The organism is Actinoallomurus sp. CA-142502, from assembly GCF_050936355.1.
Taxonomy (GTDB): Bacteria; Actinomycetota; Actinomycetes; order Streptosporangiales; family Streptosporangiaceae; genus Actinoallomurus; species Actinoallomurus iriomotensis.
On the sequence record NZ_JBNJMY010000001.1, the window covers coordinates 1,576,225 to 1,594,905 of the forward strand.

General features: G+C 72.4%; 21 protein-coding genes. 11 read left to right on the forward strand and 10 right to left on the reverse strand.

Features of this window, described 5'->3' with window-relative positions:
- The first annotated feature begins 42 nt into the window (after positions 1-42).
- Both ACQEV1_RS07710 and ACQEV1_RS07715 read left to right on the forward strand, forming a co-directional pair.
- Positions 43-690, forward strand: coding sequence for a HemK2/MTQ2 family protein methyltransferase (locus ACQEV1_RS07710; protein ID WP_433392597.1), 648 nt, complete (start codon positions 43-45; stop codon positions 688-690).
- Positions 671-898, forward strand: a complete 228-nt coding sequence (locus ACQEV1_RS07715; RefSeq protein ID WP_285621787.1) for a CDGSH iron-sulfur domain-containing protein — start codon at positions 671-673, stop codon at positions 896-898. The genes ACQEV1_RS07710 and ACQEV1_RS07715 overlap by 20 nt, the downstream gene beginning before the upstream one ends.
- Here ACQEV1_RS07715 and ACQEV1_RS07720 read toward each other — a convergent pair.
- On the reverse strand, positions 895-2,115 hold the full coding sequence (locus ACQEV1_RS07720; protein ID WP_433392600.1) for an MFS transporter: 1,221 nt from the start codon (positions 2,113-2,115) through the stop codon (positions 895-897). The genes ACQEV1_RS07715 and ACQEV1_RS07720 overlap by 4 nt on opposite strands.
- Before the next feature lie 125 nt (positions 2,116-2,240).
- On the opposite strand from ACQEV1_RS07720, the gene ACQEV1_RS07725 reads away from it, so the two are divergent.
- Positions 2,241-3,278 (forward strand): sigma-70 family RNA polymerase sigma factor, encoded by a 1,038-nt coding sequence (locus tag ACQEV1_RS07725; RefSeq protein WP_433392602.1) that lies wholly within the window; start codon positions 2,241-2,243, stop codon positions 3,276-3,278.
- Between the two features lie 57 nt (positions 3,279-3,335).
- On the forward strand, positions 3,336-3,881 hold the full coding sequence (locus ACQEV1_RS07730; protein ID WP_285621778.1) for a dihydrofolate reductase family protein: 546 nt from the start codon (positions 3,336-3,338) through the stop codon (positions 3,879-3,881).
- 63 nt (positions 3,882-3,944) lie between these two features.
- Here the strand turns inward: ACQEV1_RS07730 and ACQEV1_RS07735 are convergent, their stop codons facing one another.
- Entirely contained in the window at positions 3,945-4,412 is a 468-nt protein-coding gene (locus ACQEV1_RS07735) for a hypothetical protein (RefSeq protein ID WP_433392604.1), read from the reverse strand.
- Positions 4,413-4,622: 210 nt separating this feature from the next.
- On the opposite strand from ACQEV1_RS07735, the gene ACQEV1_RS07740 reads away from it, so the two are divergent.
- Positions 4,623-5,540: an NAD(P)-dependent oxidoreductase gene (locus ACQEV1_RS07740; protein ID WP_433392606.1), complete on the forward strand. Its 918-nt coding sequence runs from the start codon at positions 4,623-4,625 to the stop codon at positions 5,538-5,540.
- Complete coding sequence (locus ACQEV1_RS07745; RefSeq protein ID WP_433392608.1) at positions 5,537-6,040, forward strand: N-acetyltransferase family protein; 504 nt, start codon at positions 5,537-5,539, stop codon at positions 6,038-6,040. Before ACQEV1_RS07740 ends, ACQEV1_RS07745 begins: the two co-directional genes overlap by 4 nt.
- On the opposite strand, the gene ACQEV1_RS07750 is transcribed toward ACQEV1_RS07745, so the two are convergent.
- The gene (locus ACQEV1_RS07750) at positions 6,000-6,587 is read right to left on the reverse strand and encodes a TetR/AcrR family transcriptional regulator (protein WP_285621766.1); all 588 of its coding nucleotides are present in this window, start codon (positions 6,585-6,587) and stop codon (positions 6,000-6,002) included. The genes ACQEV1_RS07745 and ACQEV1_RS07750 overlap by 41 nt on opposite strands.
- A 99-nt stretch (positions 6,588-6,686) precedes the next feature.
- On the opposite strand from ACQEV1_RS07750, the gene ACQEV1_RS07755 reads away from it, so the two are divergent.
- Entirely contained in the window at positions 6,687-7,307 is a 621-nt protein-coding gene (locus tag ACQEV1_RS07755; RefSeq protein WP_433392610.1) for a TetR/AcrR family transcriptional regulator, read from the forward strand.
- Positions 7,308-7,466: 159 nt separating this feature from the next.
- On the forward strand, positions 7,467-8,675 hold the full coding sequence (locus ACQEV1_RS07760) for an FAD-dependent oxidoreductase (protein ID WP_433392612.1): 1,209 nt from the start codon (positions 7,467-7,469) through the stop codon (positions 8,673-8,675).
- Here the strand turns inward: ACQEV1_RS07760 and ACQEV1_RS07765 are convergent.
- The 3 genes from ACQEV1_RS07765 to ACQEV1_RS07775 all read right to left on the reverse strand — a co-directional run bounded on the left by ACQEV1_RS07765 (position 8,668) and on the right by ACQEV1_RS07775 (position 12,052).
- Positions 8,668-9,861: an LLM class flavin-dependent oxidoreductase gene (locus tag ACQEV1_RS07765; RefSeq protein ID WP_433392614.1), complete on the reverse strand. Its 1,194-nt coding sequence runs from the start codon at positions 9,859-9,861 to the stop codon at positions 8,668-8,670. The genes ACQEV1_RS07760 and ACQEV1_RS07765 overlap by 8 nt on opposite strands.
- Entirely contained in the window at positions 9,858-11,201 is a 1,344-nt protein-coding gene (locus tag ACQEV1_RS07770; protein ID WP_433392616.1) for an NtaA/DmoA family FMN-dependent monooxygenase, read from the reverse strand. Before ACQEV1_RS07770 ends, ACQEV1_RS07765 begins: the two co-directional genes overlap by 4 nt.
- Before the next feature lie 170 nt (positions 11,202-11,371).
- Positions 11,372-12,052 carry a hypothetical protein gene (locus ACQEV1_RS07775; RefSeq protein ID WP_433392618.1) on the reverse strand — a complete coding sequence of 227 codons (681 nt, stop codon included), beginning with the start codon at positions 12,050-12,052 and terminating at the stop codon, positions 11,372-11,374.
- A gap of 89 nt (positions 12,053-12,141) precedes the next feature.
- Between ACQEV1_RS07775 and ACQEV1_RS07780 the strand changes: the two genes are divergently transcribed.
- A complete protein-coding gene (locus ACQEV1_RS07780) occupies positions 12,142-12,942 on the forward strand; it encodes a hypothetical protein (RefSeq protein ID WP_433392620.1) in 801 nt (266 codons plus the stop codon).
- A 51-nt stretch (positions 12,943-12,993) separates the two neighbouring features.
- On the opposite strand, the gene ACQEV1_RS07785 is transcribed toward ACQEV1_RS07780, so the two are convergent.
- The 4 genes from ACQEV1_RS07785 to ACQEV1_RS07800 form a co-directional block, all read right to left on the reverse strand.
- Positions 12,994-14,259: a cytochrome P450 gene (locus tag ACQEV1_RS07785; RefSeq protein WP_433392622.1), complete on the reverse strand. Its 1,266-nt coding sequence runs from the start codon at positions 14,257-14,259 to the stop codon at positions 12,994-12,996.
- 69 nt (positions 14,260-14,328) lie between these two features.
- Positions 14,329-14,529, reverse strand: coding sequence for a ferredoxin (locus ACQEV1_RS07790; RefSeq protein WP_433392624.1), 201 nt, complete (start codon positions 14,527-14,529; stop codon positions 14,329-14,331).
- Positions 14,526-16,040, reverse strand: coding sequence for a flavin-containing monooxygenase (locus tag ACQEV1_RS07795; RefSeq protein WP_433392626.1), 1,515 nt, complete (start codon positions 16,038-16,040; stop codon positions 14,526-14,528). The genes ACQEV1_RS07790 and ACQEV1_RS07795 overlap by 4 nt, the downstream gene beginning before the upstream one ends.
- On the reverse strand, positions 16,037-17,377 hold the full coding sequence (locus ACQEV1_RS07800; RefSeq protein ID WP_433392628.1) for a cytochrome P450: 1,341 nt from the start codon (positions 17,375-17,377) through the stop codon (positions 16,037-16,039). The genes ACQEV1_RS07795 and ACQEV1_RS07800 overlap by 4 nt, the downstream gene beginning before the upstream one ends.
- 110 nt (positions 17,378-17,487) lie before the next feature.
- On the opposite strand from ACQEV1_RS07800, the gene ACQEV1_RS07805 reads away from it, so the two are divergent.
- Both ACQEV1_RS07805 and ACQEV1_RS07810 read left to right on the forward strand, forming a co-directional pair.
- Positions 17,488-18,099 (forward strand): TetR/AcrR family transcriptional regulator, encoded by a 612-nt coding sequence (locus ACQEV1_RS07805; protein WP_433392630.1) that lies wholly within the window; start codon positions 17,488-17,490, stop codon positions 18,097-18,099.
- Positions 18,100-18,172: 73 nt separating this feature from the next.
- A complete protein-coding gene (locus tag ACQEV1_RS07810) occupies positions 18,173-18,634 on the forward strand; it encodes a nuclear transport factor 2 family protein (RefSeq protein WP_285621732.1) in 462 nt (153 codons plus the stop codon).
- Positions 18,635-18,681: the final 47 nt, after the last annotated feature.

Consider the following 18,681-nt stretch of genomic DNA (forward strand, 5'->3'; position numbering starts at 1 on the left):
CGCCTGCGTATTTTTGCAGCACAAATGCGGTATGAGCTGTTCGTGTGGCTTTTCAGGCCACCAGGCGTCTACCGGCCGCAGGGTGACACCTGGTTGCTGGCCGAGGCCCTGCGCACCGTGCGGGTCGGGGTGAGGGTGCTGGACGTCGGCACCGGGACCGGAGCCCTCGCGCTCGCCGCCGCGCGTGGCGGCGCCGCCCAGGTCGTCGCGGTGGACGTCTGTGCCCACGCCGTGTTCGCCGCGCGGGTCAACGTGTGGCTCCGGCGGCTGCCCGTACGCGTGGTCCGGAGCGATCTGGTGGACGCCGTTCGCGATGAGGCGTTCGACCTGATCGTCGCCAATCCGCCGTACGTCTGCTCCAGCGACACCGCACATCCGCGTGGGCCGAGGCGCGCGTGGGACGGGGGCGCCCGCGGGCGCGCGGTCCTGGACCGGCTCTGCGCGGTGGCCCCCTCGCTGCTGGCCCCGGGCGGCACGCTGCTGATGGTCCAGTCGGCGCTGTGCGGGATCGAGAACACCGTCGACCTCCTGCGTACGGCCGGCCTGCACGTGACCGTCGGCGCGCGCCGCCGCCAGCAGTTCGGGCCGGTGATGACGGCACGCGCCCACGACCTGGAGGAACGCGGGCTGATCTACCCCGAACAGCGCTATGAGGAACTGGTGGTGATCCGTGCCGAACAGCGATCGTGAGCCGGACCCCGGCGTCCCGCCGCGCGGAGACCGCAGGCGCGTCGTCGTCGTACCGGCCGGCCCCGTCCTGGTCGAGGGGCCGGTCGAGATCCTGCTCGCCGACGGTACGACGGTCGTCTCCGACCGTTTCATGGTCGCGATCTGCGCCTGTCACCGCAGCCGGCGCTTCCCGCTGTGCGACACGAGCCACCGCCGCCGCCGGAGTTAACCCTGTTCGGCCGGTACGAGCGGTGCCGGCGGCTCGGGCCGCCGGGCCCGCCCCACCGTGAGCAGGCTCGCGGCCAGGACCAGCAGTGTGGCCGCCGTGGTGATCACCGCGAGCGTCGCGAACCCGTACCGGCTGTCGGAGTGATCGGTGACCTCCGACACTCCCAGCATGACGACGATGGTCCCCGCGAGGCCGCACCCGTTGGCCAGGCCGAACAGCCGGCCGGCCTGGCTCTCCGCGACCGACGTCAGTAGCAGCGCACGTGAGGCGATGCGCGCCTGGCCCAGCAGCGACGCGCCCACCAGCACGCACGACACCAGGCTGGCGACGCCGTATAGGGGCTGGAGCACCAGCCCGACGCCGGTGAGCAGGAGCCCGGCGATCGCGATCGGCAGATCGGCGACGCGTCTGCCGATCACGCGGTACGCCGCGGCGGCGAACAGGAAACCCGTGCCGCCGAGGGCGTCGACCACGCCGAGGAAGCCGCTGCCGCGACGCAGTTCGACGACGACGAGGATCGGCAGCAGGGCGTTGAAGACCGTGATGACGATGCCGGTCTGCGCGTACAGCAGGATCAGCCGGCCCGTGCCGCCGGGCAGGGAGGTCCGGTACGGCGCGGCCGACGGCCGTGCCGGAGCGGGGCGCGCCGGGCCCCGGCCGAGGGCGAAGACGCAGATCGCGGACGCCGCGAAGGTCGCCGCGTTGAACACGAACAGCGGCATCGCCCCGAACCACTGCACGGCGAACCCGCCGATCGAGCCGGACAGCAGCATGCCGGCCTGCATGGCGATCTCGTAGTTCGCGTTGAAGCGCCGCAGCTCGCCCGCCGGCACGCGCTCCTTGATCAGCGCCGCGCCGGCCGGGACGAAGAGGGCGTTGGCCACCGCGAGGGCGAGGCCCGCCCCGTACACGACCAGGTCACGTGGCCCGCCGAGCGCGACGCCCACCGGCAGGGCCAGGGCGGCGGCCGCGCCGGCCAGATCGCACCCGAGCCAGAGCAGGCGGCGGTCGACCCGGTCGGCGAGCCGGCCGAAGAAGGGCGACAGCAGTGCCTGCGGGACGGCCATGGCGATGAACAGCCAGCCCACCGCCAGCATGGATCCCTCCGCCCGGACGAGGAGCAGGGACGCCGCGATGACCTGGATGTTGTTGCCCAGCGAGGTGATGAAGACGGCGGGAGTGAGCAGGCGTTCGGCCCGGCGGGATGACGCGTCCAAGAAGTCCTCACAGGAGATGGGGAGAGCGGATCTCAGCGTGGACGCCGACACTGACGACTACTGTCAGGATCTCGGTGACGATACGGTCGCGCCGTCGACTCGGAGACGAGGCCGGGGAGGGACCGATGAGCACGGCAGACGACGACGCGGTCATGGCCGCCGCCCGCGCGGGCGACGAGTCGGCGTTCGCGGTGCTCGTCCAGCGCCACCAGCGTGAGCTGCGGGTGCACTGCTACCGGATGACGGGTTCGCTGGAGGAGTCCGAGGACCTGGTGCAGGAGACGTTCCTGCGCGCGTGGAAGAACCTCGGCGGCTTCGCGGGCCGCTCGACGTTCCGCGCCTGGCTGTACCGCATCGCGACGAACGCCTGCCTCGACGCGCTCGACGGCCGGGCCCGGCGGGTGCTGCCGCACCACGTCGAGGAGCCCTCCGACCCGACGGCCGGCCGCCCGCCGCGTACGGACGTCTCCTGGTTGCAGCCGTTCCCCGACCGCCTGGCGCCGGCCGAGGCGCAGCCGGAGGCGGTGGCGGTGGCCCGCGAGACGATCGAGCTGACCTTCCTGGCCACGATCCAGCACCTGCCGCCGCGGCAGCGGGCCGTGCTGATCCTGCGCGACGTCCTCGGCTGGCCGGCCAGGCAGACCGCCGAGCACCTGGGCGGCAGCGTGGCCTCGGTGAACAGCGCGCTCCAGCGCGCCCGCGCGACGATGCGCGAGCACCTGCCCGAACGCCGCCTCGACTGGCGGGCGCCGGCCGAGCCCACACCGCGCGAACGCGCGGTGCTGCGGCGGTACATGGACGCGGTCGAGCACGCCGACCTGACCGCGATGGCCGGCCTGCTGGCCGAGGACGTACGGACGACGATGCCGCCGTATCCGATGTGGTTCCAGGGCCGCGACGCCGTGCTGACCGCGCTGGCCGAGGGCTGGGACCCGGCCTCCCCGGCGTACGTGGGACGGTTCGCGATGCTGCCGACCTCGGCCAACCGGCAGCCGGCGGCCGCGGCCTACATCCGCGAGCCCTCGTCGCCGGTGTACCGCGCCGCCGCGATCGGCGTCCTGCGGATCGAGGGAGACCTGATCGTGGAGGCGACCGCGTTCCACGATCCCGGCCTGTTCCCGGCGTTCGGCCTGCCGCTGGAGCTGCCACCCGCGGGTCGATGAGTTTCTCCGCGGTTCACCGTCTCAACAGGTACCGGTCCGCTTCCACGGAGGTACCTCATGGCACGACTGCTGTACTCGGCCACCATGTCCCTCGACGGCTTCATCGCCGGTCCCGGCGGTGACATGTCCTGGCTCACCGCCCATCTCGGCCCGAACCCGGAGGTCGGCGAGCTGATCGGCCGGATCGGCGCCCTCCTCGTCGGCCGCCATACCTTCGGCGGCGACGACCCGCACCGGGGGACCGAGAAGGAGGGAAAGGCGTTCGGCGGCGGGTGGGAGGGCCCGCAGTTCGTCCTCACCCACCATGCGCCCGACACGGTGATCCCGGACGTCACGTTCGTCGGTGATCTGGACACCGCCGTCAAGGCCGCCAAGGACGCGGCGGGCTACAAGTACGTCAACGTCCTCGGCGCCGAGGTCGCCCGGCAGTGCCTGGAGGCCGGCGTGCTGGACGAGATCCTCATGATCGTCGCTCCGGTGCTGCTCGGCGACGGCGTTCGCATGTTCGACCGGAAGGACAGGGGCTCGGTCGACCTCGAACAGCTGCGCGTCACCGAGGCACCGCACGTGACGAACCTGTGGTACCGCGTGCGCTATTCGTGACCCGGCCCAGGAAACGGTCGGCCCACCGGCGCCGCGGGGCCGGTGGGCCGTTCGTCCGGCGGGTCATCCGCGGGCGGAGTCGATGGCGCCGGTCGTCGCCGGGGCCGCGCGGTAGTGCGTCTCGTTGAGCCACCACAGCGGGCCGACGACGAACAGGCCGGGGATCAGCGTCCACAGCCACCAGGGCTCGGTCAGGTGAAGGCCGATCACGGTGATCAGCGCCCAGACGACGATCTGCACCGCCGTCCCGCCCAGCCACACGGCGCTCGCTCCGCGCAGGGCGTTGACCAGGCCGGACGGTGCGGCTCCTCCCGGCACGACGCCCATCGCCCGGCGCAGGTCGCCGCGGGTGCGGGCGTTCGCGACGCGGGTCAGGGCGGTCGCGGCGTGCTCCTTGCCCAGCTCGCCGGCGTACACGGCGTCCTCGACGCGGTGGCGGGCGTGGTCGCGTTCGGTCTCCGCCAGCGTGACCTGGTCGGGGTGGAGCAGGCGCTGGGCCAGTGCGGTGCGGTCGCGCAGTTCGACGTTCATGGTCGGTCTCCCTCTGGTTCGTTCCGGTGAGACCAAGTTTCCTGCGGCGGCGCGGTTCGCGCCCTGGGCCCAGGAGGCGTCCTCGGGTGCGGCTGGACCGCCGGTCGTGGGGTGTCGCCAGGTCCACCACGGCGCGGAATCCCGTCGAGGCTCGTGGACTATGACAGCTGTCATGATTATCATGACGACCGTCATAACCAGGGAGGGCGCATGGACATCGGTTTCGCCGGGCTGGGACTCATGGGGCGGCCCATGGCGCTCAACCTGGCCCGCGCGGGCACGCCGCTCGTCGTCTGGAACCGCACGGCCGCCAGGTGCGAGGAACTGCGCGCCGCCGGCGCGCGGGTCGCCGCGGGCCCCGCCGAGCTGTTCGCCCGCACCCGCACCGTCATCCTCATGCTCGCGGGCGAGGAGGCCATCGACCAGGTGCTGGCCCGGGCCACCCCGGACTTCGGCGCTCGCGTCGCCGGGCGCACGATCGTACATATGGGCACCACCTCGCCCGCATACTCGCGCGGCCTGGAGGCCGACGTCCGCGCCGCCGGCGGCGCCTACGTCGAGGCCCCGGTCTCCGGGTCGCGCACGCCCGCCGAGGAGGGGCGGCTCGTGGCCATGCTGGCCGGTGACGACGCCGCGGTACGGGCGGTGCGCCCGCTGCTGGCGCCCATGTGCCATGAGACGACCGTCTGCGGAGCCGTCCCGGGAGCGCTGTACATGAAGCTCGCCGTCAACCTGTACCTGATCACGATGGTCACCGGCCTGGCCGAGGCGGCCCACTTCGCCGAGCGGCACGGCCTGGACCTGCGACGGTTCGCGGAGGTCCTCGACAAGGGGCCGATGGCGAGCGCGGTGTCGCGGGTGAAGACGCGCAAGCTCCTCGACCAGGACTTCGCCGCCCAGGCGGCGGCCGCCGACGTCCTGATGAACAACCGCCTGGTCGCCGGCGCCGCGCGCGAGTCCGGCGTGGCCTCCCCGCTGCTGGACGTCTGCCATGCCCTGTACGACGAGACGGTCGCGCTGGGCCACGGCCGGGCGGACATGGTGGCGGTGGTCCGGGCGATCGAGGAGCGTACGGACCGGCACGCCGAGGCCGTGCCCGCCGGGCGAGGCGAGGGGGCGCGGACGTGATCCGGGCCGTCCGCCCGGAGGACGCCGCGGCGCTCGCGGCCATGTTCGGGCGCTGCTCGGGGGAGACCCGCTACCGCCGATTCCACGGCCCGGTCACCGAGATCCCAGCGGCCTACCTGCGCAGCTGTCTCGACGGACGGCACCGGGCGTTCGTCGCCGAACCCGCGGGCGCCAGCGGCCTCGTCGCGCTCGCCAGCGCGGGGCCCGTTCCCGACGACCCGCGCGTCCATGAGGTGGGTGTCCTGGTCGAGGACGCCTGGCAGCGCCGGGGCGTCGGCGGGCTGCTGTTCGCCCGCCTGTTCGCCGCGGCACACGCCGCCGGGGTGGAGCGGATGCGCCTCGAACTCTGCCGGTCGCAGCCGTCCCTGATCGCGTACGTGTGCGCCCGCGCGGACGTCGTGGCCAGCAGCGCGGCGGGCTGCGACCTGACGGTCGACGTGGCCGTCCCCGCGCCGCCGCTCAGCCGGCGTAGGAGTCCAGCACCGGCGCGAGCTCGCTGACGACGGTGTCGAGCCGGCCGACGTCGCGGCACACTCGCGCCAGCATGATCGCCCCCTCCAGCGCGCTGATCATCACGGTGGCCAGGCCCCCGGCCCGCTCGGCCGGCACGCCCATGCGCACCAGCTCCTCCACCACGGCCCGCTCCCAGCGGGCGGCGGCCGTGCGCAGCGGCTCGTTGACGGGCGAGTCGCCGCCGGCCAGCTCCGAGGCGGTCGCCATGATCGGGCATCCGCGCTCGTAGCGGCGCGCGGTGAGCTCCTCCCGCCACTGCCGGGCCATGTGCGCGAACAGCCCGGACGGCGACGGCTCGCCGGCCTGCCGCCCGTACGAGGCGACCCGCCGGGCCGCGAAGTCGGCGGACCAGGCCAGCGCCTCCCCGACGAGCTGGTCCTTGCCACCGGGGAAGTAGTGCTGGAACGACCCGCGCGGCGCGTTCGCGTACGCCACCACGTCGCGTACGCCGGTCGCCGCCACCCCGCGCGACCGCACCAGCTGTGCCGCGCTGTAGACCATCCGCTCCCGCGGCGGCCTCTCCTCACCCGACATGGACTCCCGCCTTCCATGACGCCTGTCATAAAGGGTAGTCGACCCGCGTCGCCCGGTCACGGGGGAACGGCCCGCGGCCGTTCTCGGTAGAGTGACCGCATGCCGGAGAGTGCCATCGAGCAGCCTCGACTCGGCCGGCGCGAGCGGAAGAAGGCCGCCACCCACAAGGCTCTGGCCGACGCCGCACTGCGCCTGTTCCTGGAGCGCGGCTACGACGCGGTGGGCATCCGGGAGATCGCCGAGGCGGCCGACCTGTCGGTCACGACGCTGTTCAAGCACTTCCCGAGCAAGGAGGCGCTGGTCTTCGACCAGGAGGGCGACGTCAAGGACGCCCTCCTGTCGGCCGTACGGGATCGCGGCGCCGGGCGGTCGATCCCGGCCGCGCTGCGGGACTACGTGATCGGGCATCGGCTGCCCCACCACGGTGACGATCCGCGCTTCGCCCAGTTCAAGCGGCTCATCGAGCAGACCCCGGCGCTTCGCGAGTACTCGCGCAAGATGTGGATGCGGTACGAGCTCGCTCTCGCCGCGGAGATCGCCGACGACGTGGGCGCTCCCCACGACGATCCGGCCTGCCGCGCGCTCGCCCACTTCTCGATCGAGGTCATCGACCTCGTGTTCGACGGCTCCGACCCCGAGCTGATGGTCGAGCGCGCGTTCGACCTGCTCGAGCACGGCTGGCACGCGGTGGGCGGCCCGGCCGCCGACACGACGGCGTAGCCGGCTCGCGCCGACAAGTCCTTCCTCATCACACGGCCCCGCCATGCCCGTAGATAGGGTTACCCGCTCAAAAAGTGTATCCGTTGCACTTATTGCTCAAGTGTGCTTTTCTCGGGGTCCGGGCCACCCGGGCCCGCTTCGACACGAAAGGAGCCCGAGATGACGCCCTCACCTCGCATCGCCATCGTCGGCGCCGGACCCGCCGGCCTCACCTGCGCACGGGTGCTGCAGCGCCACGGCATCCGGCCCATCGTCTTCGACGCCGACTCCGCCGTCGACGCCCGCGATCCCGGAGGCACACTCGACCTGCACGCCGACACCGGCCAGATCGCCCTGGAGGACGCCGACCTCCTCGACGCGTTCCTGGGGCTCGCGAGCATCAGCAGGCAGGCCAAGACCCGGATGGACGAGCAGGGCCGCGTCCTCGCCGGATTCGTTCCCGATGAGTCCGACCAGGCGGCGCCCGAGATCGACCGTGGCCGCCTTCGCGTCATGCTCCACGAACACCTGCTGCCCGGGACGGTCCACTGGGGACGCGAGCTGACCGCGATCACGCCCGGCGGCGACGGCGTGTGGCGGCTGGAGTTCGCCGACGGCTCGAGCGTCGAAGCCGACCTCGTGATCGGCGCCGACGGCGCATGGTCGAGGGTCCGGCCGCTGCTGACCGACGCCGCACCCGAGCACCTGGGCGTCTGCTTCCTCGACGCGCGGTACGACGACGTCGATCGCGCGCATCCCGAGATCGCCGCGCTCGTCGGCGACGGGCATCTGTTCGTCAATGACGGCAACGGCCGGGGGCTGATCCTGCAGCGCAACGGCGACGCCGTCATCCGCGGCTACCTGGCGTTCCGCGCTCGGCTCGACTGGCCCGCGCGGCAGGGGGTCGATGTCCGCGATCGCGCGTCCGTGTCCGCGTACCTGCTGCGGGAGTTCGGTCACTGGTCGGCCGATCTCCGGCGGGCGATCACCGAGATCGACGGCTCCTACGTGCCCCGCTCCTTCGCCGGCCTGCCCGCCCCCCTGACCTGGGACCGCGTGCCCGGCGTCACGCTGATCGGCGACGCGGCCCACCTCATGGGACCGTTCGGCGGGTACGGGGCGAACCTCGCGATGCTCGATGGCGCCGAGCTGGCCCGCGCCATCGTCGCCGCGGGCGACACCGAGGAGGCGATCACCCGCTACGAGACGGAGATGTTCGCCCGCTCCGGACCGCTCGCCGTCGCGTCGAACAACGCGACCAGGGAGTTCTTCGCCGACCACACCCCGGACGCGCCGCACCTGCCGCCGGACGCGGCCGAGGAGCACCGCACCTACGAGGCCCGCGCGGCCGAGTACCGGCGGCGCCGCGCCGCGTCGAACCTCAGCTGACCGCGTAGCGGCCGGCGGGGCGGTCGAGGCCGAGTAGGCCCCGCAACGTGTCCGCGCCGTACGCGTCGTGGAACGCGCCGCGGCGTCGCAGCTCCGGCGCGAGCCCGCGCGTGATCCCGGCCAGGTCGTACGGGAGTACGGCCGGGCGGAGCCGGAAGCCCTCGACGCCGGCGTCGCGCCACTCCAGCAGCAGATCGGCCAGCTCTCCGGGGGAGCCGGTGAAGACCAGGGCGTCCGAGGCGAGCGGCGCGCCGTCCAGCGCGTCCAGCCGCGCCTTGCGGTCGCGGGCCGCCGGAGCGTCGTCGTCGAGGAAGACCAGCACGTCGGCGAAGACCTTCAGCGGGTCGCCGAGCCGCCCGACCGTCGTCTCCGCCTCGCGTACCCGCACGATGATCTCGGCGGCCTCGGCCGCGGAGCGCGGAGTGACGTACACGACGTCCGCGCCGCGTGCCGCGAACTCGTACGGCAGGACGTCGTGGGCGAGCGCGGTGATCAGCGGCCGGCCCTGCGGCGACCGGGGCGTGATCGACGGTCCCTTGACGCTGAAGAACGGACCCTCGAAGTCGATGTAGTGCAGCTTGTCGCGGTCGACGAACCGTCCGGTGGCCACGTCGCGGATCTCGGCGTCGTCCTCCCAGCTGTCCCACAGCCGCCGCGCGACCTCGACCACGTCGGCGGCCTCGTCGAACAGCCGGCGTACGTGCTCGGCGATCCGCGGGTCGGCGCGCTGGTCGAGGGTGAACTCGGGGAACTCCCGGCGGCCGAAGTGCCGGGCGTCCGCGGCGCGGGGGGAGATCTGCGGTCGCCAGCCCGCCCGGCCGCGGCTCACGTGGTCGAGCGAGGCGATGCCGATCGCGACGTGAAAGGGCTCGGTGTGCGTGGTGCTCGTCGTCGGCACCAGCCCGATCCGGGAGGTGAGCGGCGCGACGCGGGCGGCGACCAGCACGGCGTCGAGCCGCCCGCGGACCTGGTCGACGCGGTCGTCGGGGCCCTCGAACCGCGACGACTGCGGGCCGAGAGAGTCCTCGAAGGTGACGAAGTCCAGCAGGCCGTTCTCGGCCTCGGTCACCAGGCCGGCCCAGTAGCCGGCGGTGAACAGCTCGTCCGGCCGTGCGTCCGGCGAGCGCCACGCCGCCGGGTGCCAGCCGGCGCCGTCCAGCGCGGCGGCGAGGTGGACACGTGTCATGCCGCCTGCTCCTTCGTGAGGCCGAGGTGGTCGCGGAGTGTCGGGCCGGTGTAGTCGGCGCGGAAGACGCCCTTCTCCTGGAGCAGCGGCACGACCTTGTCGACCAGGTCGTCCAGGCCGCCGGGGGTCAGGTGCGGCACGAAGATGAAGCCGTCCGCCGCGTCGGTCCGCACGAACTCCTCGATCCGGTCCGCGACCGTACGGGGGGTGCCGACGAACGTCTGCCGGCCAGTCACCTCGATGACCAGTTCGCGGACCGTGAGGTTCTTCTCGCGTGCCAGCGCCCGCCACTTCTCCACGGTGGCGCTCCGGTCGCCGCGGAACTGCGCGCGGCCCTTGGACACGCCCTCGCCGAGGTCCGGTTCGAGGTCGGGCAGCGGCCCGTCCGGGTCGACGTCGGAGAAGTCGCGGCCCCAGACGCCTTCGAGGAAGGCGAGCGCCGTCTGCGGGCTCACCTGCGCCCGGCGGATCTCGGCAGCGTGCTCGGCGGCCTCCTCCTCGGTGTCGCCGAGGGCGTAGGTCACCGCGGGCAGGATCTTCAGGTCCTCGGGCCGGCGGCCGTACTTGGCCATGCGGGCCTTGACGTCCTTGTAGAAGGCCCGGCCCTCCTCCAGCCTGCCGTGCCGGCTGAAGATGACGTCGGCGTCGGAGGCGGCGAACTCCCGTCCCTCGTCCGAGTCGCCGGCCTGGATGATCACCGGCCGGCCCTGCGGACCGCGCGGCACGTTGAACCGTCCGGAGATGGAGATGTGGCGTCCGTCGTGCCGGAAGGCGCCGATGCCGCCGGGGCGGACGAACTCCCCTCGGGCCGGATCGGCGGTCACGGCGTCGGGCCGCCAGGAGTCCCAGAGCTCGCGCGCGGTCTGGAGGAACTCGGCGGCGCGCGTGTACCGGTCGGCCTCGTCGAGGTAGCCGCCGCGCCGGAAGTTCTCGCCGGTGAACGCGTCGAAGCTGGTCACGACGTTCCAGGCCGCCCGGCCGCCGCTGAGATGGTCGAGCGAGGCCAGCCGCCGGGCGACCTCGTACGGCTCGTTGAAGGTGGAGTTGACCGTCGCGGCCAGACCGAGGCGCTCGGTGACCGCCGCCAGCGCGGACAGCACGGTCAGCGACTCGGGCCGTCCCATGACGTCCAGATCGTGGATGCGGCCCTTGAGCTCACGCAGCCGGAGGCCCTCGGCGAGGAAGAAGAAGTCGAACTTGCCGCGTTCGGCGGTCTGCGCCAGCCGGACGAACGAGCCGAAGTCGATCTGGCTCTCCGAACGCGGGTCGGACCAGACGGTCGTGTTGTTGACGCCGGGGAAGTGCGCGGCGAGATGTACCTGCTTGCCGGGCTTGGTCATGTACTCATCTCCCGATCAAATCTACTTGGATAGTAGGAATTGCGCTTCGATCGGTCAACGATGGTGGCGACACGGGACGGCCCGGGCCGCATCGAGCCCAACGGACATGCCGGTCGGTGAGCTCGGTGGGCGGTCAGGCCGGCGAACCCGCCTGACCGCCTCCCAGGTGATCAGGCGGCCGGTCGGGCGTCCCATGCCGCGACTTCGTCCATCCACACGGGTGCGGCGTTCGAACCCGTGGCCCGCACGCAGTCGTCGAGGAGCCGGCCCATCGTGGTGTTCGGTTCGTCCGGGACGACGTTGTGGATGCCGCCCGCATGCGCCTCGACCTGGTCCAGCACGAACGTGGACACGTCACGCGCGTCGATCAGCTGCAGCCTCCGGGCCGGATCGCCGGGTGCGGGCACCCGGCCGCCCTCGGCGATCCTGGTGAGCCACCAGGGCAACTGGCCCACGTTGTCGTGCGGACCCACGATCAAGCCGGCGCGCGCGATCAGGCAGGCATTCGGTCCGTAGGTCTGCTCGACCGCCAGCTCACACCCACGTTTGCGCACGCCGAGCCTTGCCAGGTCGGCCGGGTCGCCGTCCTCGTCCGCCACGCCCGGCCAGGTCGCCGCCGACTCGTCCGCCCCGGCGGTGTTCCATGCCTGATAGACGGCCGTGGTGGAGACGAACGCGTAGAAGGGGGCCGACTCGGCCAGTGCCCGCGCGGTGCGCAGCACGTGGGCCGGCACCAGCCCACCCGGGTCGATGACCGCATCGAAGGCACGGCCGGTGAGCTGCCGAAGACCCTCGTCGGTGGAGCGGTCGCCGCGAAGCGCCTCGACGCCCTCGACGTCCTTGCCGGTCAACCCACGGTTGAAGGTCGTGACCTCGTGTCCCCGTCCGAGCGCGTCTGTCCAACGCGCAACGCGCCGAGCTGACCGCTGCCGTGGAGCGAATGGCGTGGACCGCGGCGCGAGAAACGCTGGAGCTCGGACCGGATGCGGGGCCTGGCTCGGACCTACCGGACGCCGACCTGCGGCAACTGTGGCTGGCCGCGCTGACCGCACTGCTGGCGATCCGAGACGGCGCGGAACAGCTGGCGGCCTCTGCGGCCCTGTCGGCGGCACAACGCGGCGCCGACTATCCCGCGATCGGTGCCGCGGCGGGGATGACCAGGCAGGGCGCCCGGCGCAAGTGGCCAGGGCTGGCCGGGCTGGCAGACGGGCGGCAGCGCAAGCTCATGTGGTGGAAGACCCGAGGACACCAGTTCGCGGAGTGTGCCCGGGCCGTGCTCACGACGGCCGAGGGGCAGCCGGGCTTGCCCTGGCTGGCGAATCTGCGCACACGGCTGGCCGAGATCGAGGAGGTATCGCCGGCGCAACGACTCGACGCGCTCGACCTCATGTTGGTGGACGCGCACGCGGTGGCGTTGAATGCCTCCACACCGGCCGATCCCACCGCCGCGTACTCCATCGGACTGCTCGCCGCACTGACCGCGGACGCGTACGCCGCGACGAACAGCCATTCAGCCCTGATCAATCGCGACGCCAAAGCCTGCGGGACGCACGACTGCCCCTCCGAACCGATCGTCGAGCTGCTTCGTCCCGGCATCGATCACCAGACGGTGCCGGCATGCCGGCAGCACGCCGTCGAAGCACTACGACAGCCCGTCAACCGCATCGTGACCGCCTACCGACCAGACGTGGCACTGCCGGTATTCGCCGAAGCACACGGCGGCCGATCCGAACGTACGTGATCTTGATCGGGTCGGCGTCGCCTGGCGTGGCCACGTGAGCCCGGCGGCGCGTCAGCCGACGCGGAGGGGGAGCGTTCGCGGTCCGCGGACCTGGCCCGCGGCCCAGGTCACCGCGGACGGGTCGTCGAGGGAGAAGGCCGGGATCCGCTCCAGCCAGACCTCCAGGGCCACCCGCAGCTCCATGCGCGCCAGGTGCGAGCCGACGCAGCGGTGGATGCCCAGCCCGAACGCCGCGTGCCGGTTGACCTGCCGGTCGATCACGACCTCGTCGGCGCGGTCGAACTGCGCGGGGTCGCGGTTGGCCGCGGGGAAGGACAGCAGCACCCAGTCTTCGGCCTTCATGTCCACGCCCGCCCAGTGCATGTCCTCCTTGACCAGGCGCGCCATCGTGACCGGCGCGTAGGCGCGGAGGAACTCCTCCATCGCGGTGGGCAGCAGGCCGGGGTCGGCGACCAGCCGCTCGCGGTCGGCGGGGGTCTTGGCCAGGTGCCACAGCGACGCGCCGATCGCACTCCACGTCGTGTCGATGCCGGCGATGAGCAGCAGGGCCATCGTGCCCGCGACATGGGACGGCTGCAGCTTCTCGCCGCCGAACTCGGCCTCGATGAGGTAGGTCGTCAGGTCCTCGCGTGGGTTCGCGACGTGGTCGCGGATCTGTTCGAGCAGGTAGTCGAACAGCTGCTCCATCCGGGCGATGCGCTCCTCCGGCGGCAGGTTGACGCCTTCGAGCGTGTTCTCCACGAACTCGCGGAACCGCGGCCCGTCCTCCGGCGGGAAGCCGAGCATGTCGCCGATGACGCGCATCGGGATGTGCTGGGCGTAGTCGCGGGCGGCGTCGACGACGTCCTGCCCGGCGAACCCGTCGATGAGGGAGTGGCAGAACGCCCTCGTGGCCGGCTCCAGCCGCCCGACCGCGGTCTTGGTGAAGGCCGGCAGCAGCAGCCTGCGCGCGTGCTGGTGGAACGGCGGGTCCGAGGAGATCGGCGGCGTGCCGCCCATCGGCGCCAGCTCACGTGGCGGCCGGAAGTTGCTCATGATGACCGACCGCGAGGAGAAGCGCTCGGTGTCGTACGCGATCGCCGCGACGTCCTCGTAACGCGTCGGCAGCCACCCGCCGCCGAACCGGTCGGTGTGCGCGATCGGGCAGCGTTGCCGCAGGTCGTCCTGGATCGGGTACGGGTCGGCCGCCCACTCCGGCTCCAGGTGGGAGAAGTCGGTCGCCCAGTCCTCGACCGGGCCGGTGACGATCTCGTTGCGCGTGCCGAGCGGCTGGTCGTCGCGCAACTCCGCGTAGTTCTTGGCGAACCGCTCGGTCATGAGCCCTCCTTCGTCGGAGGGCGTGACCACAGGGCCGTGTCTTCGATTCCCTCGCTTCGCTCGGTCATGTCAGCCCTCTTCGAGAAGGTCGATCGCGCGTTCGGGACAGTTCGACGCGGCCAGCCGCGCGTCCGGCTCCTTGCCCTTCGGGACGACGCCGTCGCCGAGGACCGTGCCGTAGCCCTCGTCGTCGTCGCCGAACAGGTCGGGGGCGAGGTCGTAACAGCGGCCGTGCCCCTGGCAGCGTCCGGAGTCGATCTGTGCTCTCACGGTGTCGTCCCGTCTGTGTTCGTATCGGTCATGGGCACCGTCTCCCGGGCCGCGGACCGGCTCGAGAACCGGAGCGTGCCGTCGTCGACGCGGCCGTGCCGCAGCTTGAGCAGGTCGTGCGCGTAGCTCATGCCGAGCCGCCACGGGGGCCGCGACCCGGCCTTGGGGAACTCGTCGATGGCGCGCAGCACGTACCCGGCCTGGAAGTCCAGCAGCGGGCGTTCGGCCACGGCCGGGTCGTCGTTGGCCGGGACGCACCGGTCGTACCCGTGGGCGTCCATGTGGCGGAGCAGCCGCACGACGTACTCGCTCACCAGGTCGGCCTTGAGGGTCCACGAGGCGTTGGTGTACCCGATCGTGAAGGCGAGGTTGGGCACGCCGCTGAGCATCATGCCCTTGTACGCCATGGTCTCCGGCAGCGCGACGTCCCGGCCGTCGACCGTGAGCCGCACGCCGCCGAGCGCCTGCAGCCGCAGGCCGGTGGCGGTGACGACGATGTCGGCCGCCAGCTCGGTGCCGGACGCGAGCCGCAGCCCGGTCTCGGTGAACTCCTCGATCCGGTCGGTGACCACCGACGCCCGCCCGTCGCGGATGGCGGCGAACAGGTCGCCGTCGGGCGCCACGCACAGCCGCTGGTCCCACGGCTGGTACCGCGGCTTGAAGTGGGTGTCGACGTCGTACCCCGGCGGCAGCAGCCGCGCCGTCGCCCGGCGGATGATCGACCGGACCACGCGCGGCCGGCGACGGCTGAGCCGGTAGAACAGCGAGCTCACCACGACGTTCTTCCACCGCGTGATCGGGTACGCGCGGCGGTCGCCGAGCAGCCGTCGCAGAGCGCCTGCGATCGCGTCCTCGGACGGCAGCGCGATGATGTACGTCGGCGAGCGTTGCAGCATCGTCACCCGCGCCGCCCGCTCGGCCATCGCCGGCACGAGCGTCACCGCCGTCGCGCCGCTGCCGATCACGACGACGTCCTTGCCGGTGTGGTCGAGATCGTCCGGCCAGTGCTGCGGGTGGACCACGGTGCCGCGGAAGCGCTCGACGCCGGGGAAGTGCGGCGTGTGGCCGGCGTCGTAGCGGTAGTAGCCGCTGCAGGCGTACAGGAAGCGGGCGGAGAGGCGTACCGTCTCGCCGTCGTGCACCGCCTCGACCGTCCAGCGGGCGTCCGCGCTGGACCACTCCGCGCGGACCACCCGGTGCCCGAACCGGATGTGCCGGTCGATGCCCGCCTCGGTGGCGGTGTCCCGGATGTAGCGCAGGATCGACGGGCCGTCGGCGATGGCCTTCGCCTGCGTCCACGGCCGGAACCGGTACCCGAGGGTGTTCATGTCCGAGTCCGACCGTACGCCGGGGTACCGGAACAGGTCCCAGGTGCCGCCGATCGTGTCGCGCGCCTCCAGGATCGTGTAGGTCCGCTCGGGAAAGGCCGCCTGGAGGTGGTACGCCGCGCCGACGCCGGACAGACCGGCGCCGATGATCAGGACGTCGACGTGCTCATCGGGGTTGGTCATGGCCGCACCCCGGCCGTGGTCGTGGTCCGCGGCGACGAGGAGGACCGGCGGCGGCGTACGACCGCGAGGCCGCCCTTCGCCGGAGCGTTGGCGACGCCGCGCGAGTGCCACCGCTCGTCGCGTTCGTCCGTCGGCACCAGCGTGAAGTCACGCAGCAGCGTGCGCAGGGTGACGTTCATCTCCATGGTCGCGAACGCCGCGCCGACGCAGCGCCGGGTGCCGCCGCCGAACGGGATCCACTGGTGCAGGTCCGGCTTGGCGTCGACGAAGCGGTGCGGGTCGAAGGCCCGCGGGTTCGGGAAGATCGATTCGTCGTCGTGGACCAGCGTGATGCCGACGAGCACCGTGGACCCCTTCGGCAGGACCCACGGCCCGAGCTCCAGGGCGTCGGCCGTCACCTGCCGCCCGACGAGGTCGATGACCGGCCGGGTGCGCTGCACCTCCAGGATCGTCGCCTCGCGCAGCGCACGGCCGCCCGCGTCGTTCTCCTCGACGAGCTCCCGCAGCAGGTCGGGGTGCCGGCGGATCCGTTCGACCGCCCAGGCGAGCGTGGTCGCCGTCGTCTCGTGCCCGGCGACGAGCAGGGTGAGCAGCTCGTCGGCGATCTGGCCGTGGCTCATCCGGGAGCCGTCCTCGTAGCGGCTCTGCAGCAGCAGCGCGAGGACGTCGTCCCGCCGGTCGAGGTCGTCCTCCTCCGCCTTGGCGATCAGCGTCTCGACGATCGCGTCGTACTCGCGGCGCGCCATCCGGAACCGTCCCCAGGGGCTCCACCGGCCGAGATCGGTCCGGGGGATGGGCGCGACGGCCAGCCGGGACCCGAGGGCGACGGCCGGCGGGAGCAGCGTGCGCAGCCGGTCGAACTCGGCGCCCTCCGCGCCGAACACCGCGCGCAGGATGGCGTTCAGCGTGACGCGCATCATCGACGGCAAGGTGGCGAACGCCCGCTCCTGCGGCCAGGAGGCCATCTCGCGGACGGCCTCCTCCTCGATGATCTTCTCGTACGCGGCGAGCCGGCGGCCGTGGAAGGGCGGGACCAGCAGCTTGCGCTGCTCGCGGTGTTCCGCGCCGGTCAGCGCGAACAACGAGCCGGGCCCGAGCACGCGCCCGAGGTTGGGTTCGAGGTTCTCCACGACGTCGGGCCCCGCGGTGAACAACCGCCGGACCTGCGCCGGGTCGCTGATGACCGTGGCCCGGCCGAAGACCGGCACGTTGACGGAGAACGCGTCGCCGTACCGGTCGCGCATCCGCCGCACCCCGCGCATGGGGGCGAGCAGGGCGAAGACGCCCTGCAGGAAGCGGGGACTCGGCGGGCCTGGCGGAAGCGTCGCGGTCGTCATGTCCGATGGCACCTTCCCACGGGGGTACGCGACGGTACCAGCCGCACGGTACGCCGCCGTACCATCCGCTTCAAGGGCCGGTGTGAGGCGAGAGGTATAGCGTGACCTTGATGAGGACTGTCCGGCGCCTTCAGGACCAGACGGCGACCGCGGACGACGACGGTTTCCGCCGCCGGCTGCTCGACGGCCTCGCCGCCTCCATCCGCGAACAGGGCTACCGCAACACCACGATCGCCGACATCGTCCGCCGCGCCCGTACGTCCCGCCGGACGTTCTATGAGTACTTCTCCAGCAAGGACGCCTGCTTCGTCGCGCTCCTCACCGCCGCGAACGCGGAGATGATCGAACGGATCCTCGCCGCCGTCGACCCGGCCGCCCCGTGGAAGGCCCAGGTGCGCCAGGCGATCGAGGAGTGGATCGACTGCGCCGAGGCCGAACCCGCCATCATGCTGAGCTGGATCCGCGACGTGCCGTCGCTGGGCGACACCTCACGCCGCCTGCAGCGCGACATGACGGAGGCCTTCATCACCATGATCCAGACTCTGTGCGACACGGAGGAGTGGCACGCCAACGGCCCGGCCCCGGTCTCCCGGCAACTGACCATCATGCTCCTCGGCGGCCTGCGCGAACTGACCGCCATCACGGTCGAGGACAGCGGCCACGTCCGCGACGTCACCGAGGTCGCCGTCCAGGCCTCCATCGCCCTCCTCGCCCCCCGATAGAAGACGCGTCGGCGCGCAGCGCTCGTCGCCGGCCGGAAGTCTCAGATCCAGACCCGAAGGACGAATCTCGCCCATGAGCACACCCCCGTACGTCGGGCCCGAGCCGGCCGCGAGTCATCGGGAGATCGCGAACCTCATCGCGCGGTACGCCGAGCTCGTCGACGGTGGTGACTTCGCGGGGCTCGGCGCGCTCCTGGCCGACGCCACCTTCACGGGTAGTGGCTCGCCCGTCAGCGGGGCGGGCGCGATCGAGGAGATGTTCCGCGGCACGCTGATCGTGTACGGCGACGGCACGCCTCGGACCAAGCACGTCACCACCAACCTCATCGTCGAACTCGACGGGGACACCGCCGCCGCGCGGTCGTACGTCACCGTGTACCAGGCGTTGCCCGAACTGCCCCTCCAGCCCATCGCCGTCGGGCGCTACCAGGACCGGTTCGCGTGGGACGGCACGCGGTGGCGGTTCGCCGAGCGGCGTGTGCACATCGACCTCGTCGGGGACGTCAGCCGCCACCTGCGGGCGGCGGCCGGATAGCGGCGCGCCGCGTACGACGCCGATGGGCCGGGGAGGAGCGGCCCCTC

Excerpts from the sequence above, each read along its gene's own strand:
- ACQEV1_RS07725 (WP_433392602.1), top strand. The coding sequence starts at position 2,241 with ATGAGCACGGCAGACGACGACGCGGTCATGGCCGCCGCCCGCGCGGGC.
- ACQEV1_RS07730 (WP_285621778.1), top strand. The coding sequence starts at position 3,336 with ATGGCACGACTGCTGTACTCGGCCACCATGTCCCTCGACGGCTTCATC.
- ACQEV1_RS07735 (WP_433392604.1), bottom strand. The coding sequence starts at position 4,412 with ATGAACGTCGAACTGCGCGACCGCACCGCACTGGCCCAGCGCCTGCTC.
- ACQEV1_RS07740 (WP_433392606.1), top strand. The coding sequence starts at position 4,623 with ATGGACATCGGTTTCGCCGGGCTGGGACTCATGGGGCGGCCCATGGCG.
- ACQEV1_RS07750 (WP_285621766.1), bottom strand. The coding sequence starts at position 6,587 with ATGTCGGGTGAGGAGAGGCCGCCGCGGGAGCGGATGGTCTACAGCGCG.
- ACQEV1_RS07755 (WP_433392610.1), top strand. The coding sequence starts at position 6,687 with ATGCCGGAGAGTGCCATCGAGCAGCCTCGACTCGGCCGGCGCGAGCGG.
- ACQEV1_RS07760 (WP_433392612.1), top strand. The coding sequence starts at position 7,467 with ATGACGCCCTCACCTCGCATCGCCATCGTCGGCGCCGGACCCGCCGGC.
- ACQEV1_RS07765 (WP_433392614.1), bottom strand. The coding sequence starts at position 9,861 with ATGACACGTGTCCACCTCGCCGCCGCGCTGGACGGCGCCGGCTGGCAC.
- ACQEV1_RS07770 (WP_433392616.1), bottom strand. The coding sequence starts at position 11,201 with ATGACCAAGCCCGGCAAGCAGGTACATCTCGCCGCGCACTTCCCCGGC.
- ACQEV1_RS07780 (WP_433392620.1), top strand. The coding sequence starts at position 12,142 with ATGGCGTGGACCGCGGCGCGAGAAACGCTGGAGCTCGGACCGGATGCG.
- ACQEV1_RS07785 (WP_433392622.1), bottom strand. The coding sequence starts at position 14,259 with ATGACCGAGCGGTTCGCCAAGAACTACGCGGAGTTGCGCGACGACCAG.
- ACQEV1_RS07795 (WP_433392626.1), bottom strand. The coding sequence starts at position 16,040 with ATGACCAACCCCGATGAGCACGTCGACGTCCTGATCATCGGCGCCGGT.
- ACQEV1_RS07800 (WP_433392628.1), bottom strand. The coding sequence starts at position 17,377 with ATGACGACCGCGACGCTTCCGCCAGGCCCGCCGAGTCCCCGCTTCCTG.
- ACQEV1_RS07805 (WP_433392630.1), top strand. The coding sequence starts at position 17,488 with ATGAGGACTGTCCGGCGCCTTCAGGACCAGACGGCGACCGCGGACGAC.
- ACQEV1_RS07810 (WP_285621732.1), top strand. The coding sequence starts at position 18,173 with ATGAGCACACCCCCGTACGTCGGGCCCGAGCCGGCCGCGAGTCATCGG.